This is a genomic window from Prosthecochloris marina (assembly GCF_003182595.1).
GTDB classification, from domain to species: domain Bacteria; phylum Bacteroidota; class Chlorobiia; order Chlorobiales; family Chlorobiaceae; genus Prosthecochloris; species Prosthecochloris marina.
This window is the reverse complement of the sequence record NZ_PDNZ01000007.1, coordinates 131,255-147,158: the sequence shown is the minus strand read 5'-3', so window position 1 is coordinate 147,158 and position 15,904 is coordinate 131,255. Positions and strand designations below refer to the sequence as shown.

Below are 15,904 nucleotides of genomic sequence, written 5' to 3'. Positions count from 1 at the left end.
TTTTTTCTTATTGTTTCATACGTTTGAACGATCGTTTCCCCAGCTTGGTTCAAGGATTTGTTCTGTCTGCCTGTGAACTGTTTTTCCCGGTATCCGTGGCATCTCTCATCAATTCAACTTTTTCCGAATCCACAGTTTTTTCGGCTACCATGACATGAGTCAACGTTGAGAAATTCACGCCCAATTCGATATCGATTCTGTAAAACTGTTTTTCCGGTACGACCTCAATAACTTTTCCCACAGGTATACCTTGAAGGGCAAAGGTACTGAAATCGGCGGTATAAATCTTTTCTCCGTTATACATCGAACTGCTGAGCGGAACATAATGTATTTGTGCAATCTGTTCCTGTTCTCCATTCCACCTAAGGATACCATGTGTTTTGCTGCTGTCGGATACCACGCTGACACTGAATTCCGAATGTATTACCGGCATCACCTTTGCATAATTTCTTGAAACCTGAACGACCCTTCCTACCAAGCCATCCGGAGTGAGTACGGCCATATCTTTTTCTATACCCTGTTTGTTGCCTACATTGATGATCAACACGTTTTCACTCGTGTCGAACCTCCGCTCGACGACCCTTGCAGGAACAAGGTGAACAGGAGTGTCGTCCATAAAGTAAGCTGCACGGTTGATACTGGCCGTATCTCGCAAGGCGTTGCCTTTTACAATAACATCGGCAAGCAGTGCCGAGTTCTGCAGTGTCAGTTTTTCATTTTCTTTTTTGAGATTGACATAAAGACTTACATCATTCAAGCCCTTTGACAGTGTCGCTCTCAGTTCAGTTCCTCTTGACAAGAGGCTTTTAAGTGAGTAATCGTCCTCAAACCTGATGAGGAGGCCCGCTATACTGCAGTATAACAGGAGAAGCAGGTAGGCGTTGTTGTTGCTGAAAAATTTAAAAAGCTTCGGCACGTTATCAGAAGGTTGCTCTTGTTATTCTTTCATCTTTTCTTTAACGAGTCGTTCGTCCTCAAGCTGAATCGTCACATGATCAATATTATACTTTTCCTTCAACTCTCTATGGATGGGAGGCAGAAGTTTCTGCCCTTCCTGAAGGTCGTCTACCTGAAGATGGCAGCTTAGCGCATTGATCCCGTTCGTGAGCGCCCAGACGTGCAGGTCGTGAAGGTTTTGAACATGATCGAAGTGCAGCAACGTATTTTCTATATCTCCAATGTCCAGTTCTTTCGGAACAGATTCCATGAGAACATTGACTGCTTCTTTTATGATACCGAGTGAGCTTCTCACAATGAGCACTGCAATAAAGAAACTGATTAAGCTATCCAGAACCATCAAGCCTGTCAACTGAATCAGGAGTGCTCCTCCGACTACACCGACCGATCCTGCAAGATCGCTTACTATGTGAATATAGGCAGCCTTGACATTGACACTGTTATTCTTTTCTTTTCTAAGCAAGAGAGCGTTGATGCAATTTGCCGCAAGACCGATCATACCGAAAAAAAGCATCTCTATGGTTTGGATCTCTTTCGGCATTGCAATACGTTTCCAGGCTTCTATGGTGATAAATAACGCGGTTACACAAAGAATCACTCCGTTAATAAGCGCTGCGATGATCTCCAGCCGGAAATAACCGTATGAACGTTGTTTTGTCGATGGTTTAACGCTGAGTTTAATGGCAAGAAAGCTGATCAGCAGAGCGAAAAGGTCTGTAGCCATATGTCCGGCATCAGCTATGAGCGCAAGGCTCCCGGAAAGCCAGCCTCCGACAAGCTCAACAAAAAAGATTACGGCAGTGATTGCAACTGCATATTTCAATCCTTTTTTGGCTCTACCACTTCTGAAGGTTTGTTCCGAGCGAACCCTCTCGTTATGTTCCATTCTTCATCAGAAAATGCTTGCGACAGCATTGTTGCGGGAAAATGAATGTTCGATTCATGTGAATCGGCCGATTTGGCTGGCACCTTGATTTTATTAAATTTACCGGTTTATAGCAGTATTCAGGAATGATTTTAAATTATGAGTTTAAACGTAACTGACAAATTTGTCGTTGTCGGAGACCGGGTGCTGATCAAACCTCGATCAGGCGATGAGAGAACGAAGTCCGGTATCTACCTGCCACCCGGTGTTCAGGAGAAAGAGAAGATACAAAGCGGTTACGTGCTGAAAATCGGACCGGGATATCCTGTCGGTCCCCCTCCGGAAAGTGATGAGCCATGGATGGAGGAGATTTCAACCCCTCAGTACATACCTCTTCAGGCAAAGGTTGGTGATCTGGCGATATTTATTCAAAGCAGCGCTCATGAAATCGAGTACGAAGGGGAAAAATATCTCATTGTTCCTCATGCGGCGATATTGTTGCTCATCAGGGAAGACGATGAACTTGAGTATTACCTGAAGTAGCTGATCCCCCGGTTGTGAGTTTCACGTTTTTTAGCTGTTTCTAACATCACCGTTCCTGAAGGATCGGGTTCTGAAGAAATTTTTTTCGATTTATCATGGAAGCATTTGGTACAAGCAACGATATATCTTCCGATGCACGGACTAAAGAGTTTGTTCGGCGCATTGAAAATCTGAAACAAGAAATGCGGGCAATAATTCTTGCCCACTATTACACGGTTCCCGAGGTGCAGGATGTTGCGGATATCGTCGGAGACAGTCTTGCTCTTGCCCGTGCTGCGGAGAGTACCGAAGCCGATGTGATTGTTTTTGCAGGTGTGTATTTCATGGGAGAAACGGCAAGCATTCTCAATCCTGATAAGCTTGTGCTCATGCCCGATGACCATGCCGGGTGTCCACTTGCCGACAGTTGTCCTACTGAGGAGTTCAGGGCATTCAAGAGACAATACCCTGATGCGCTGGTTATAAGCTATATCAATTCGACTGCGGAAATCAAGGCCGAATCGGATATTATCTGTACATCTTCCAATGCAGAGCGTATCGTTCGGCAGGTTTCTGAAGACAAAAGGATTATCTTCGGTCCGGACAGAAATCTCGGGGGCTACGTCATGAGGAAGCTCAACAGAAAAATGATTCTTTGGCAGGGTTACTGTTATGTTCACGAAGCGTTTAACTGGGAGGTCGTTAAGAGCGCGGTCGAGGCACATCCCGGAGCCGAACTGATCGCTCATCCTGAATGCCGGGAGGATTTGCTGCAACATGCGGACTTTATAGGATCTACCAGTGGGTTGCTCGAATATGCAGGGCGGAGTTCGAGCGAAACGTTCATTGTTGCTACTGAACCGGGCATTTTACATGAAATGCGAAAACGTTCACCTCAAAAAACATTTATTCCTGCCCCTAAAGATGCTTCTCAGCCCTGGAGTACCTGCACACAGATGAAACAGAATACTCTTGAAAAGCTGTTGCGGTGCATGGAAAGCCGTCAGCCGCAGATAGTTGTTGAAGAATCTCTGCGCCAAGCAGCGCTGAAGTCCATCCGGCGCATGCTCGAAATGTCTTAGGAGGCCTCAAAAATGGTCCTTTTGCCCAATCTCTGCGCCGTGTTCAGACTTCCCTCACGTATTCAGACATACGCTCTGCTTCGGCTTCTGAACATTCTTTGATCTTGAAAAAAAACCTCATTTTTAAGGTATCCTCGCCCATTGTGCACTATTGACTCTCTTCCTGTCACTTGTTTCTCGCTTGCCCTTGAACCCTTTGCTACTGCTATTCAAGGCGATCGTTTTTTTTGCTGCCTACTATTTCGGTATTGAAATGCTCTGCTTCTCCATGTGCATAAATGAACCCTCCTCTGCCGAGTTTGTCGACAACTTCTTCGATTTTCGAGGGGGTAACGACAAAGCAGCCGTTACTTCGGCCAATTCTTGGACCATTGAACGTCAGAAGGTTCTCGATGATGACGGGGATGGAGACGTAGTCTGCCGAGTGCAGGACAATGTCTCTTGGAAAAGCGTTGCTGTTTTTCAATGAGTCGAGCCCGTGAAGCCTTATGGCGAGTCCGTGATCTCCCCTATAAACGTTGCCTGTTTTATAGAGGCCGAGGCTGCTCATGTTCGAGCCAGAGATGTTTGAAAATCTCCGGGCCTCGAGAGTGCCGCTCTTTGCTGCATGTGCAACGCGGTAGAAGCTTTTTGACCCGATGTTCATGTCGATGATGACCATACGTTTGAAAAAAGAGGGTTTTGTATAATCCACGATGGCCAAGTGCTGCGGAGCAGCATCATGGGGATGACTACTCCTGTATTTTGAAACAGCCCTGTATGCCGATTGGATCGCTTCATCCGAAACAGCGGGAAGAGAGAGCAGGAAGCCGGAAAGGGTGCCTGTGAAAAGAAGGACGGCTGTGATACTGAACGCAATAAGCAGGGCTTTTCTTGTCATGTGTCTGCCTGGTGCTCCTTGAGGAACGTTCCGTTATTGTACTCTTCGAATGCTGTTTGCAATTCTTTGCGGGTATTCATGACAATTGGCCCGTGCCAGGCGATGGGTTCGCGCAATGGACGGCCTGAAAATAACAAAAATCTCACAGGACTGTTTTCGGTTGACACATGGACGTGGTCTCCCTCGCTACGGTACAGTACCAGAGTTTCATTATCCATCAGCGGTCCGGTTTCCATGTCAAAGTAACTTACGCCTTCGGTATCAAAAGAAAACGGTTCCGTATTGTGACTGAAATAACCTTTTCCGGCAATGATATAGGAGAAAGCGGTGTGACCTTCTTGTATCGGATGATTCCAGGTTCTTCCGGCAGGGATCGTAACATCGAGGTACTCCGGATCGGTAGTGATTCCTTCGACCGGTCCGGTTACTCCTTCTGCTTTTCCGCAGATAACGCGAATAGATACACCGCTTTGCAGATGTATTTCCGGAATCATCTCTCTCGTAATGTTTCTGTAATGTGGCGGTATCATTTTCTGAGAAGCGGGAAGGTTCCCCCAAAGTTGAAAACCGGCAACGCTGCCTTTACTGTTGCCGAAGGGCATCTCTTCATGGATTATTCCGCTGCCGGCAGTCATCCACTGAACTTCGCCAGGGTGGATCACTCCTTTGTTCCCCAGACTGTCGTGATGTTGAACACTTCCGTCCAGAAGATAGGTGATGGTTTCGATGCCTCGATGCGGGTGCCATGGGAAACCTTTCAGATAATCCGTTGGATTGTCGGATCGAAAATCGTCAAGCAAAAGAAACGGGTCGAAAAGAGGTGTCTGACTGAAACCGAACGCTCGCTTGAGCTTAACACCAGCTCCTTCGGTAACCTGCGTGCTTTTAAAAACTTTTTTTATGATCCTTGGCTTTTCCATGTCAGCGTTTCCGTTCTTTCATCAGCGGTCGCCATATAAAAAACAATTCACGGGTTTCATTCGTTCAGCTCGATATTTTTCGGCCGTAATGCTTGTATCTACAATAGATTGTGTAAATTCACCCAAACTATAGGTCGGTATCCGGTCTTACAAAATTGTATAAACTGATCATGGGAAAAAACACCGCTACTATTCTGTTTATTGGAGATGTTGTCGGCAGGCCCGGCTTGCAAATTGTCGATCATCTTTTAAAGGGACTCATTACGAAGCATTCCATAGATTTTGTTATTTGCAACGGTGAGAATACTCATAACGGCAAGGGTATCAGCAAGGAAGCTCTGCACCAGTTGAAAGAAGCAGGCGTTGACGTTATTACGGGTGGTAACCATACATGGAATAACTTCAACTTTTTCGAAACACTCAAGAGTGATCCTTCTGTCATACGACCTTTGAACTATCCAAGAGGGGTATACGGAAAAGGGTACGGCATTTTTCATATGGGTAACGGCCTTGGTGATATAGCGGTGGTAAATCTTCAGGGAAGGACATTCATGTCTCCAATCGAATGTCCTTTCAGAACGGCTGACTGGGTGATAAAACAACTGAAAGAAAAGGTTTCCTGTATTGTTGTCGATATGCATGCAGAGGCAACTGCTGAAAAAATTGCACTGGGTTGGTATCTGGATGGGAGAGTTTCTGCAGTTCTCGGTACGCATACGCATGTGCAGACGGCTGACGAAAGAATATTGCCAAAAGGGACGGCGTATTGCTCGGATGTCGGTATGACAGGGCCTTTCGAGTCGATAATCGGTATGCAGATCAAAGCGGCAACGGATCGCTTTCTCTACCAGACACCTCATAAATACGAATGTGCCGAGAATGACGTTCACCTTTCAGCCGTTCTTCTGCAACTTGACGTTGAAACGGGAAAGGCTACCGGCATCAGCAGAATTTTCTATCCGGACTTCAACCGGGGAAATCTTTGAAATTTGAAAGAAAAGGCAAAAGTGATTCCGACATTCCACTTTTGCCCTTTGACTTTCCTCTTCTACCTTTTCCCCTGCTCGAACTCTTCGGCGATGAGGACGTCATCTTCACTGCCGATATAAAGCGGGGTACGCTGATGCAGTTCTGCGGGGTCGATATCGAGAATGCGTTCCCTGCCATTGGTAGCTCTGCCGCCAGCCTGTTCGCAGATAAAGGCAAGAGGGTTTGCTTCATACATCAGGCGAAGTTTGCCGTTGGGGTGCTTTTTCGTTGCCGGATAGACGAAGATGCCGCCCGTAAGAAGGTTGCGGTGGAAGTCTGCGACGAGCGAGCCTATGTAGCGGGTGCTGTAAGGCCGTCCGGTTTCCTTATCCTCTTCTTTCAGATAGTCGATGTAGTTGATTGTTGAATCATGCAACTGGTGAAAGGAACCTTCATTGATCGAGTAGTATTTTCCCTTTTTCGGTGTAGTAATATTCTCATGGGAAAGCAGGAACTCACCGATGGTTGGGTCATAGGTAAATCCGTGCACACCATGGCCGCTGCTGTAAACCATCACCACGGATGATCCGTAGATCACGTAACCTGCCGCGACCTGCTGTAACCCTTTTTGCAGGCAGTCGTTTATATCCGCTTTTTTGGGGTTGTCGCCTGTTAGGCGGTAGATGGAAAAAATTGTGCCGACACTGACGTTGACGTCTATGTTGGATGAGCCGTCGAGCGGATCGAAAAGAAGAACATATTTACCCGTTTCGTTTTTTGGCGGGGCGATAGTCCCTTCATTTTCCTCGGAACCCATGATTGCAAACCTGCCGTGCTGACCGATCGCATTGATGATTTTTTCATTTGCAAACAGGTCGAGTTTTTTCACCTCTTCTCCCTGGACATTTGTCGTTCCTGCCATTCCGAGAATATCGACCAGTCCGGCACGAACCACTTCTCTTCTGACAAGCTTCGCTGCAAAAGCTACATCGTATAGCAAATCAGTCAGCTCCCCGGTTGCATGGGGATTGAGTTTCTGTTCTTCGACAAAGTGTCGTTCGATGGTGATCAGTTTGTTCATCTGTTCTTGTGTGTATGGGTTCGGAAATGTCTCTCTATGTTCAACCGCTTGCTAATGTAGTGTTTTTTTACAGGCATTTCAAGGTTGATGGTTGAAGCCAATGGCGAAGAACGTCTTCAATTGGCCAGCAAAAGTCATTTGTCCACCCGTAATGAAATGGTTATATAAACCGGTGGTAATTGATGCTCGAAGTTCACCACCCTTATCTCATGAAACGATATCGATGGAATATTCTCGTGTCCGACGAGGAAAAGTCGGCAAAACTTTCGCGTGACATTAATGTCAGTATGCCAATCGCAAGGGCATTGTGCAACCGCGGGATTTTTTGTTTTGAAGATGCGAAAAAGTTTTTCAGACCGAGTCTCGATTTGTTGCCGTCGCCGTTTCTTTTCAAGGATATGCAGAAGGCTGTCGACCGGGTCCGCAAAGCTGTGGAAACCGGAGAAAAGATTCTCGTATACGGTGACTATGATGTGGATGGAACCACCGGGACAGCGCTTCTTTACCTCTTTTTGCACTCTTTGGGAGCTGAGGTGTCGTTCTATATCAACGACAGGTTTTCTGAAGGATACGGTTTGTCCAAAGCCGGAGTGGCTCATGCAGTGAAGCTTGAAACATCGCTGGTCGTTACGGTTGACTGTGGCATGGGGGCTTCCCATGAAATAGAACTGCTCTCGGCGGAAGGCATAGAGGTGATTGTCTGTGATCATCATGAGCCCGAAAAACTGCCTCCGGCGTATGCGATTCTCAATCCCAAAGTACCTGGCTGCAGTTATCCGTTTCGTGAGCTCTGCGGCTGCGGAGTAGCCCTGAAGCTTATCCATGCTTTCACCGAGTCCATGAACCAACCATCTGAAAAATGGCAGCAGTATATCGATCTCGTTGCTATTGCAACTGCAGCAGATATGGTGCCTCTTGAAAAAGAGAACAGAATATACATGCACAAGGGAATGGAGCTTTTGAAAAAAAGGCCCCGTGCCGGGATTCAGGAAATGCTTTCCCTGATGGGAATAGAAGCCGGTCTGCTTGGGACAGGACATATCGCTTTCGGAATTGCACCGAGAATCAACGCTGCCGGCCGCATGCATACAGCAAGAACTGCCGTTGAGTGGCTTATTGCCGGTTCCAAGGATGAAGCGAGGGTTCATGCAGCAGAGCTTGACCGTTTGAATAAAGAGCGGCGGCAGATCGATAGTTGTATGCTGAAAAGCGCAGAAGCGATGGTTGAGGGTCACTTTGCCAGTTTCTGTTCGTCGATCGTACTGTATCATGAAGAGTGGCATCTCGGTGTTCTCGGGATTGTGGCGTCCCGGTTACAGGATAAATACTATCTGCCGACAGTTGTCATGGGTGGAGGTGACGGGGTGGTTAAAGGGTCGGTGCGAAGTGTTCGAGGGCTTAATATTTTCGAGGTTCTGCAACAGTGTGACACTTTTCTTGAAAAGTTCGGGGGGCATGACGCTGCGGCAGGTATTACGCTCAAACCGGAAAACATTCCCGGGTTCCGTAAGCGGTTCGACAGAATATGTTCTGAAAAACTTTCACTCGAAGAGCGGCAGAAAGAACTTCAGGTCGATTCCCGCTTATTGCTCGAGGATGTTTCCGGTAAATTTCTCAATGTCTTGAAACAGTTCGGCCCTTTCGGGCAGGGTAATCGGGAACCTCTGTTTTGCAGTTCGAATCTCAGGCTTTCCGGGTTGCCGAGATTGCTGCAGGGTAAACATGTGAAGTTTGCCGTGAAAGATACATCCGGACGGATTCATGATGTTATTGCATTCGGCAGGGAAGACATTTATCGTGAACTCGAGCGAGGCTCACGCAGGATGTTCTCTATGATTTATTCGCTTGAAGAAAACGAGTGGAACGGTCGAAAAAACGTTCAGCTCAAGCTCAAGGATATGGGATTTGATGAATGAGTCGCTCTTCGATATCCTTAATTTTTAACCCGTGAGGGGATGATCCCGATACATTTTTGGGGATTGAGTTATCATCTGTTTAGCTCTTTTGCCGCTTTCGAATTTTAGAGATTTTTTGTTTGTTATTTTGTGAAATAAGCGTATTATTCGTGTGATGTATAGGTAAAATATATCACTTCGATATATTGTTTATATATCCAATCGTATCCGTGCATCCTCATCGATATCCCTGGCTTGAGAGTTCCTATCCGTGCTCAAGTGCCTTGTTAAGGAGCTTCAAGAGAATTCTGTTTTTGTTTTGCATGTTTACCTATAACTTTTTGCCTCATGAATAGTTACGTATTGCACATCAAAGATCAACACCCCATTTCTGTGACGTTTAAAGATAAGGCGCAAGGAAGTAATTTTCTTAAAGAAGGTGAGAGCATCCTGACACTGAGTACGGAGAAAGGCTCGATGTTCGTTTCTACCTCGAGTTTTGTGGCATTGATTCCTCAGGACATCGGACAGCCGGCAACAACCATGGAAACGGAAAAGGAGGAAGTGGAGTGATCACGCCGAGGTTCATACACAATTTGCCGTTAGTCTCGTTCCTTGCCATATGATTGTCTTTTTTGCTATTCCCGGGTTCTGTAAGCGGTTCGACAGGATATGTTCTGAAAAACTTTCGCTCGAAGAGCGGCAGAAAAACTTCAGGTCGATTTCTGTTTATTGCTCACTTGAAGAAAACGAGTGGAACGGTCGAAAAAACGTTCAGCTCAAGCTCGGGGATATGGGATTTGATGAATGACTGAGCGAGGCCCCTTTCATTATCTGCAGATTTTTCCCCTTAAGCAGATGAAGTGATGCATGACCAATCATAATCAATAATTATCATCTATTCACACGTATTATTCGCTTTTATTTTTGCAAAACTTTGTTTTTGGGTGAAATAGGTGTATTATGAATGTAGTGTATAGATAGAACGTATCGCTTCTACAGGCTATCAGTATGCCGTTTGAATACCCTGTACCCCATCAGTATCCGTTATTTGAGTATTTATTTTTGTTCCTGTGCCCAGCGAAAGAGTGATCGCACAGTGGGTGGTTTTGCATGTTTACCTACAAATTGGGAGACATCATGAACAGTTACGTTTTGCATATCAAGGATCAGCATCCCATTTACGTTACGTTTAAAGACAAGGCGCAAAGAAGCAACTTTCTGAGAGAAAGTGAGAACATCCTGACGCTGAATACGGATAAAGGCTCAATTTTTGTTTCCACCTCGAGTTTTGTGGCATTGATCCCTCAAGATATCGGGCATATGGAAAAAGAGGAAAAGGAAAAAGAAAGTGTGCTGAATTTGTGCAGTGGTTGAGTGGTGTTTTTGCCGATTTTCGCTATGGTGTCATGTTCTGGCGAACATGGTTCCGTTACTTCATTACGGTGTGCCGTGGTAAAGGGATAAGTATAGTGGAAAATGCGTGTCGATGAGCTTTTGAAAAAACCACGTTCAGGTGATGTACTGTCTCACCAAGAGCTGGTTTATTTGCTTGATCTGGCACCGGATTCGATGGAATCCTATATGGTCATGGCTGAAGCAAACCGTTTCTCGAAGGAACTGTCGGGAGGGAAAGCCGAGGTCCATGCTCAATTTGCCGTTAATCTCGCTCCCTGCCCGTATGATTGCCTTTTTTGCTCTTTTGCAAAGGTGAACGGTGTTTTCAATGAATCCAAAGAGCTGAAACCGGAAAAAGCCGTGGATTATGCTCTTCAGTTTGAGCGTGATGGGGCAAATGCCGTGTTCTTGATGTCGACGGCTACCTATCCGTTCGGGCGCTTTATCGAAGTGTCGCAAGAGGTGAAGAGGAGTCTTCAGCCGGAAACAACCTTGATTGCCAATGTCGGTGACCAGACGCTCAAGCATGCTGTCAAGCTCAAGGATGCAGGCTTTTCGGGAGTGTATCATGCGGTTCGTCTTCGTGAAGGCAAGGATACCCGCTTATCCGTAAAAGGCAGAAAAGAAAGTATCGCGAATTTCAAGGAAGCCGGTCTTGAAGTGGGGACATGTGTCGAACCGGTTGGACCTGAACATACCAATGAGGAGTTGGCCGAGATGATAGCGTTTACGGCATCTTTCGATCCGGCATACAGCGGTGCTGCTCGGCGGATTCCTATTCCAGGAACTGCGATAGCACGGCTCGGAACAATCAGTGAAGCGCGAATGGCTCAAATAGTTGCGGTTACCAGGTTAGGGATGCCGCGGTCGGTTACGGGTAATTGCACTCACGAGCCCTGCACTCTTGGAGCGATCGGTGGGGCAAATCTTTTTTGGGCGGAAGTCGGAGCCAATCCGCGGGATACAGAACAAAGTACAGAAAATGGCAGGGGAGAGACGGTCAGTAGCTGTCATGCTATTTTCAAAGAAAGCGGCTGGGATGTCGGCAATGGCCCGTCACGCTATTACAATAGTGTCACAACAGAGTATTGATGACACCTCGATTTATTTATTCCGCACTTCAATTGCTTCGTTGGTCCCGACAAGCCGGGATCAAAATCCTCATGTACTCTGTGTACACTCCGGTTTCTGTGCTCCGTTCGCCTTGCACTTGAATCGCTCATGACAATAAATAAAGGTGTCCTTGAGTGTGACGATAACCCCCCCCCACCGCTTAGACCCTCGCTTCATAATTCTTTTTCCCTTTTTCATGTTTTTCCCCCGCTCTACCTTGCAGGAACATACCGATAAGTGCTGACAGAGCTCCAATTGCAAAGAAAATGAGTGAGAGGGCTACGCCGGAATTCGTATCGAGTCCGAGAGGTTGCAGCAGGTAGAAGAAGGTTATTTCCCTTGCCCCGGCACCACCTACGGTAATCGGCAGCACAACGGCAACCGTTGAAACAAGGAAAATGGCAAGGTAGTCGATATGGTTCGACGGCACGGAAAGCGCCAGAAGAATGAGCCAGGCTGAAAGCGCTTGGGCGGCCTGGATAAGTATGGATTCTCCCGCGGTAATGAGAAAGATGCTGTTGAACTGTTTGTAAAGAAGCCTTGTGAGCAACCATGACAAAGGGTAGGAAAGTGCGATGACCGCATAGGTTGCAGGAACATACTCAGTGTAAAGCTTCGCGAAACCGCTCGGTATGAGAAAGACTGCCGTCAGGAACGCCAGCGCGAAAACACCAGCGACCCGATCCCAGAGCACAGCATTGAAAACGTTTACCATCTTGATGCTGTGGTTCTTTTGAAGAATGTAAATCTTGTAGCCGTCACCGCCGATCCCGCCGGGCAGAAACATGTTGTAGAACATTCCCAGATAGTATAGCTGTAGATTATAGAGCTCTCTGAGGTGCAGGCCGATTGCCCTGAAGAACCTGTTCAGTCTGAGGGCGTTAAGGATTTTCGAGATGTTGAATACCACGAATGCAAGCATCAGGTAAAGCGGGTTGGCCGTACCGATGATTTCCAGAAGCTTTTCCGTATCGGTTTTTATCAGGACTATGGACAGGGCGACACATGATATGAGGATTTGAATGACTGTCCTGACAAGTTTTTTCTTACTGACGCTCTTTTTTATCAACTATTTCTCTTATGATGTAGGGTTTCTTGTTCTGGGATTCGTAGTAGGTTCTCATGATAAACTCGGCAATGAACCCCGTTGTGATCAACTGGAGGCCGGTAAGTGTCAGAATCACACCAAGCATCAAGAGGGGGCGTCCTCCTATCTCTTGTCCCGTGAGCTTAACGATGAGAAGATAGAGGTTGATCGCGATGCCCAGAAAAAAAGCAAGAAAACCCAATGTTCCGAAAAGGTGCATTGGTTTTTGGCCGAATTTCTGGAAAAAGACCATGAAAAGAAGGTCACTCAGTACCTTGAAAGTTCTGCCGATGCCGTATTTGGAAATACCGTACTGTCTCGCGTGATGCTTGACATCCATTTCGGCCATGCGTGCACCGTAAAGCTGAACGAGTACAGGAATGAAACGGTGAAGCTCACCATAGAGCCCTAGGTTTTTAGCGACTTCTTTTTTAAAGACTTTCAGGGTACAGCCGTAATCCCTGATGTGAACATCCGTCATGGTTCTGATCAGGGCATTGGCGATCCTGCTCGGAATTTTTCGAAGAAACATGCCGTCTTTCCGACCGGCTCTTCTGCCTGCTATGACATCGAGGTCGTTTTCTTCAAGGTAGGCGATCATGGCCGGAATATCGTTCGGATCGTTCTGGAGGTCGCCATCCATAGTCGCTATCAACTCACCGCCGGCATGGTCAATACCTGCTGCAAGGGCGGTTGTCTGCCCGTAATTTTTATTGAAAATTAAAATTTTCGTGTTCTCTGGAGCAAATTTTTGGGTGGTCGATACGGTTGCATCGGTCGAGCCGTCATCGACAATGATGATTTCGTGTTCAATACCGGATAAAGCTGATTCGAGTGCTTCAAAGAGCGGTTCGATACTTTCTTCCTCGTTCATTAACGGTATAACAACCGAAAGTTTCATAAAGCAGGGTTCATTGAACTCTTTGTGATCCGCCTCGATTGACAGAATCAGGAGTTTTTGCTAAAACAATGCCGTTTTTTTCATAAATGACGATAGGGTTTTGGAGCCTTTCGAGGTATTTGACATTCGTCAAAACAATTTCCCCCGGCTCCGGTTTCCGCCTTTCGGTCAAGGTTTCGGAATATACTAAAAAAGAAGGGTTATTGATTTTCCACATGACGATTTTATAACCCCGTTCTTTTGCGATAAATGCGGCTTCTTTTACCGGTTCCTGCAAAAGTCTCGCGGCAAGAGGCATAATGTGGAAATTGATTGTAAGGCAGAAAATGATCCCCCCTGCGATAAAACGGCTCGGGACAGATACGCCGGAGAAAAATGAGCATCCGATGACTGTGGCAGCTGCGATTGAAAGCAGTAGTACGTGTCCCGACTGTTCCATGAGTGCTGTTGCGCTCTCGAGAAGAGCTGAAATATAGAGGTCATCCGTATGTATGTGACTGACAAACAGGGGTGCACATGCGAGCAGTAGAAGGAACGTTGCAGGCCATAGGTTGATCAGGAAAGCCCGGCGGATAGAATGCAGTCCCTGAGCCATAAGGATGAAAAGTGGGGTATAGCCGTAAATGATGTAGTGGGGCAGTTTTGTTCCCGAAAGAGAGAAAAAGATAAAAACAAAACTGAACCAGGTCAGCAGATAGCTATTAAGAGGATCGGTGGTCAGGGGCCTTACTTTTCGAAAAACCGGCCCGAGCAGCCCCGTAGCGGGTGAAATGCCGAGAAGAAGAACGGGGATGTAATACCAGAGTGAGCCGCCATGCTGTTCCATCGGGCTGCTGAATCTGCCGATGTTGTGTTTGAAAAAGAAGCCTTCAATGAACGCCATTCCCTGGTCGAGGTATTCAAGAGTGTACCACGGTAGAACGATTACTGAAAAGAGGAGTATTCCTGCAGGGTTGAAAATTGCTTTGAACCATGATTGAAGGTCTCGCCGGAGCAGAAAAAAAATAAAGGAGACGGCTGCTGGTATCAGTATGGCTACCGGTCCTTTCGTCATGACTCCAAGACCTATAGCTGCAAAAGTAAGCAGAATGTATTTCTGTTTTCGCTCTTTGTAGTATAGAAATATGGTAAACATGCTGAGGGCAAGAACAGCGTTGAGCAGTGCGTCGGCAATTGCTGCTTTACCGATAATGGTCACCTGAAGAGAGAGAACCATGGTAGCGGTAGCGAAAAAGGCTGTAGATCTATCAAACATTCTGCGGGTAAAAAGATATACTGCACTTCCCCATACAGTGGATGCAAGCGCTGAGGGCAGGCGGAAAGCAAATTCGTTCAGTCCGAAAAGTTTTACGCTCAGTGCCTGCAGCCAGTAGATCAGAATCGGTTTATCGAACCGTGGTTCTCCATAAAGATAGGTGGTCAGGTAATTACCGCTTGCCAGCATTTCACGGGTTGCTTCGCTGAAAGCCCCTTCATCGACGTCGAAAAGAGGACCGGAGCCCAATCCGGCAAAGAAGCTCATTATGAAAAGAGCAGCCAGCACAAGTATGTCCAGGCAGGTAGAATGTTCAGAATGGCTTGTCATACATGGTTTTCCGGAAATATTTGTTGTAAAGCAGGATGGTTGTGGCTAAACCGAGGATTGAGCCGGCTATGACATCACTGAGCCAGTGTTGGGCAAGAATGATTCTGCTCGCAGCAACGCTAACCCCTACGATATAGAAAAATATTTTGTAGCGTGGGAAAATCAGAGCCATCGCAGAGGCTGCTCCTATCGCTGTGGCTGAATGGCCGGAAGGAAATGATTGCCAGGCATACTCGAGGTGAAAAAAATCAAATCCATAGATTTGATGGTGATCATAAAGCCTTGGCCGTGCTCTGCCAAGAAGGCTTTTAAGGGTATAGGCAACGATTCCCGACAATGCGACGGAACTCAGGAGCAGCAGGCCGCCACCCGCATTGAGCGGATCTTTTTTTCTGTAGAACAGCCATAAGAGTAACCCCCCGGCAAGGTACCATTGAGATTCACCAAGCCTTGTGATCTGCTTGAAGATCCGGTACAGCATGCTTTCCTGGAGGTCAAGAAAAAAATCGGTAACAGGACGGTCAAGCCAGATATAGCTTGCAGTACAAACGAGGATCAGGGTAACAAGACCTGTGATTGCCGAGACGGTTTTTGACATGAACAAATTAAGCAAAAAGTCGGGTATTCTACCAATACGGTAGGGTAACTG

General features: G+C 46.7%; 17 protein-coding genes. 8 read left to right on the top strand and 9 right to left on the bottom strand.

From position 1 onward, the window contains the following. Nucleotides 1–49: 49 nt before the first annotated feature. Both mreC and CR164_RS10550 read right to left on the bottom strand, forming a co-directional pair. Nucleotides 50–916, bottom strand: a complete 867-nt coding sequence (gene mreC, locus CR164_RS10555) for a rod shape-determining protein MreC (RefSeq protein ID WP_110023958.1) — start codon at nt 914–916, stop codon at nt 50–52. A 21-nt stretch (nt 917–937) separates the two neighbouring features. Continuing rightward, nucleotides 938–1,843, bottom strand: a complete 906-nt coding sequence (locus CR164_RS10550) for a cation diffusion facilitator family transporter (protein ID WP_110023957.1) — start codon at nt 1,841–1,843, stop codon at nt 938–940. Nucleotides 1,844–1,981: 138 nt separating this feature from the next. On the opposite strand from CR164_RS10550, the gene CR164_RS10545 reads away from it, so the two are divergent. Both CR164_RS10545 and nadA read left to right on the top strand, forming a co-directional pair. Next, complete coding sequence (locus tag CR164_RS10545) at nt 1,982–2,365, top strand: co-chaperone GroES (RefSeq protein ID WP_110023956.1); 384 nt, start codon at nt 1,982–1,984, stop codon at nt 2,363–2,365. Nucleotides 2,366–2,460: 95 nt separating this feature from the next. After that, nucleotides 2,461–3,426: a quinolinate synthase NadA gene (gene nadA, locus CR164_RS10540; RefSeq protein ID WP_110023955.1), complete on the top strand. Its 966-nt coding sequence runs from the start codon at nt 2,461–2,463 to the stop codon at nt 3,424–3,426. A 205-nt stretch (nt 3,427–3,631) separates the two neighbouring features. Here nadA and CR164_RS10535 read toward each other — a convergent pair whose 3' ends face one another. Further along, nucleotides 3,632–4,306, bottom strand: a complete 675-nt coding sequence (locus CR164_RS10535) for a murein L,D-transpeptidase catalytic domain family protein (RefSeq protein ID WP_110023954.1) — start codon at nt 4,304–4,306, stop codon at nt 3,632–3,634. Then, entirely contained in the window at nt 4,303–5,226 is a 924-nt protein-coding gene (locus tag CR164_RS10530) for a pirin family protein (protein WP_110023953.1), read from the bottom strand. Before CR164_RS10530 ends, CR164_RS10535 begins: the two co-directional genes overlap by 4 nt. A gap of 170 nt (nt 5,227–5,396) precedes the next feature. On the opposite strand from CR164_RS10530, the gene CR164_RS10525 reads away from it, so the two are divergent. Beyond that, nucleotides 5,397–6,212 carry a TIGR00282 family metallophosphoesterase gene (locus tag CR164_RS10525; protein ID WP_110023952.1) on the top strand — a complete coding sequence of 272 codons (816 nt, stop codon included), beginning with the start codon at nt 5,397–5,399 and terminating at the stop codon, nt 6,210–6,212. A gap of 62 nt (nt 6,213–6,274) precedes the next feature. Here CR164_RS10525 and fbp read toward each other — a convergent pair whose 3' ends face one another. Beyond that, complete coding sequence (fbp, locus tag CR164_RS10520; RefSeq protein WP_110023951.1) at nt 6,275–7,276, bottom strand: class 1 fructose-bisphosphatase; 1,002 nt, start codon at nt 7,274–7,276, stop codon at nt 6,275–6,277. Between the two features lie 209 nt (nt 7,277–7,485). On the opposite strand from fbp, the gene recJ reads away from it, so the two are divergent. From recJ to CR164_RS10495, 5 genes are all read left to right on the top strand, one after another. Beyond that, complete coding sequence (gene recJ, locus CR164_RS10515; RefSeq protein WP_110024005.1) at nt 7,486–9,192, top strand: single-stranded-DNA-specific exonuclease RecJ; 1,707 nt, start codon at nt 7,486–7,488, stop codon at nt 9,190–9,192. Between the two features lie 372 nt (nt 9,193–9,564). After that, on the top strand, nt 9,565–9,744 hold the full coding sequence (locus CR164_RS10510; protein WP_110023950.1) for a hypothetical protein: 180 nt from the start codon (nt 9,565–9,567) through the stop codon (nt 9,742–9,744). Nucleotides 9,745–9,793: 49 nt separating this feature from the next. Next, nucleotides 9,794–9,982: a hypothetical protein gene (locus CR164_RS10505; RefSeq protein WP_110023949.1), complete on the top strand. Its 189-nt coding sequence runs from the start codon at nt 9,794–9,796 to the stop codon at nt 9,980–9,982. Nucleotides 9,983–10,284: 302 nt separating this feature from the next. Next, nucleotides 10,285–10,548: a hypothetical protein gene (locus tag CR164_RS10500; RefSeq protein WP_110023948.1), complete on the top strand. Its 264-nt coding sequence runs from the start codon at nt 10,285–10,287 to the stop codon at nt 10,546–10,548. A 102-nt stretch (nt 10,549–10,650) separates the two neighbouring features. Continuing rightward, on the top strand, nt 10,651–11,661 hold the full coding sequence (locus tag CR164_RS10495) for a radical SAM protein (RefSeq protein WP_110023947.1): 1,011 nt from the start codon (nt 10,651–10,653) through the stop codon (nt 11,659–11,661). 181 nt (nt 11,662–11,842) lie between these two features. On the opposite strand, the gene CR164_RS10490 is transcribed toward CR164_RS10495, so the two are convergent. Genes CR164_RS10490 through CR164_RS10475 form a run of 4 tightly spaced genes read right to left on the bottom strand, consistent with a single transcriptional unit; the run spans nt 11,843 to nt 15,853 of the window. Then, nucleotides 11,843–12,751, bottom strand: coding sequence for a lysylphosphatidylglycerol synthase transmembrane domain-containing protein (locus CR164_RS10490; RefSeq protein ID WP_110023946.1), 909 nt, complete (start codon nt 12,749–12,751; stop codon nt 11,843–11,845). After that, nucleotides 12,729–13,670, bottom strand: coding sequence for a glycosyltransferase family 2 protein (locus CR164_RS10485; RefSeq protein WP_110023945.1), 942 nt, complete (start codon nt 13,668–13,670; stop codon nt 12,729–12,731). Before CR164_RS10485 ends, CR164_RS10490 begins: the two co-directional genes overlap by 23 nt. A gap of 10 nt (nt 13,671–13,680) precedes the next feature. Continuing rightward, entirely contained in the window at nt 13,681–15,255 is a 1,575-nt protein-coding gene (locus tag CR164_RS10480) for an ArnT family glycosyltransferase (RefSeq protein ID WP_110023944.1), read from the bottom strand. Continuing rightward, nucleotides 15,239–15,853: a phosphatase PAP2 family protein gene (locus CR164_RS10475; RefSeq protein ID WP_110023943.1), complete on the bottom strand. Its 615-nt coding sequence runs from the start codon at nt 15,851–15,853 to the stop codon at nt 15,239–15,241. The genes CR164_RS10480 and CR164_RS10475 overlap by 17 nt, the downstream gene beginning before the upstream one ends. Nucleotides 15,854–15,904 lie beyond the last annotated feature (51 nt).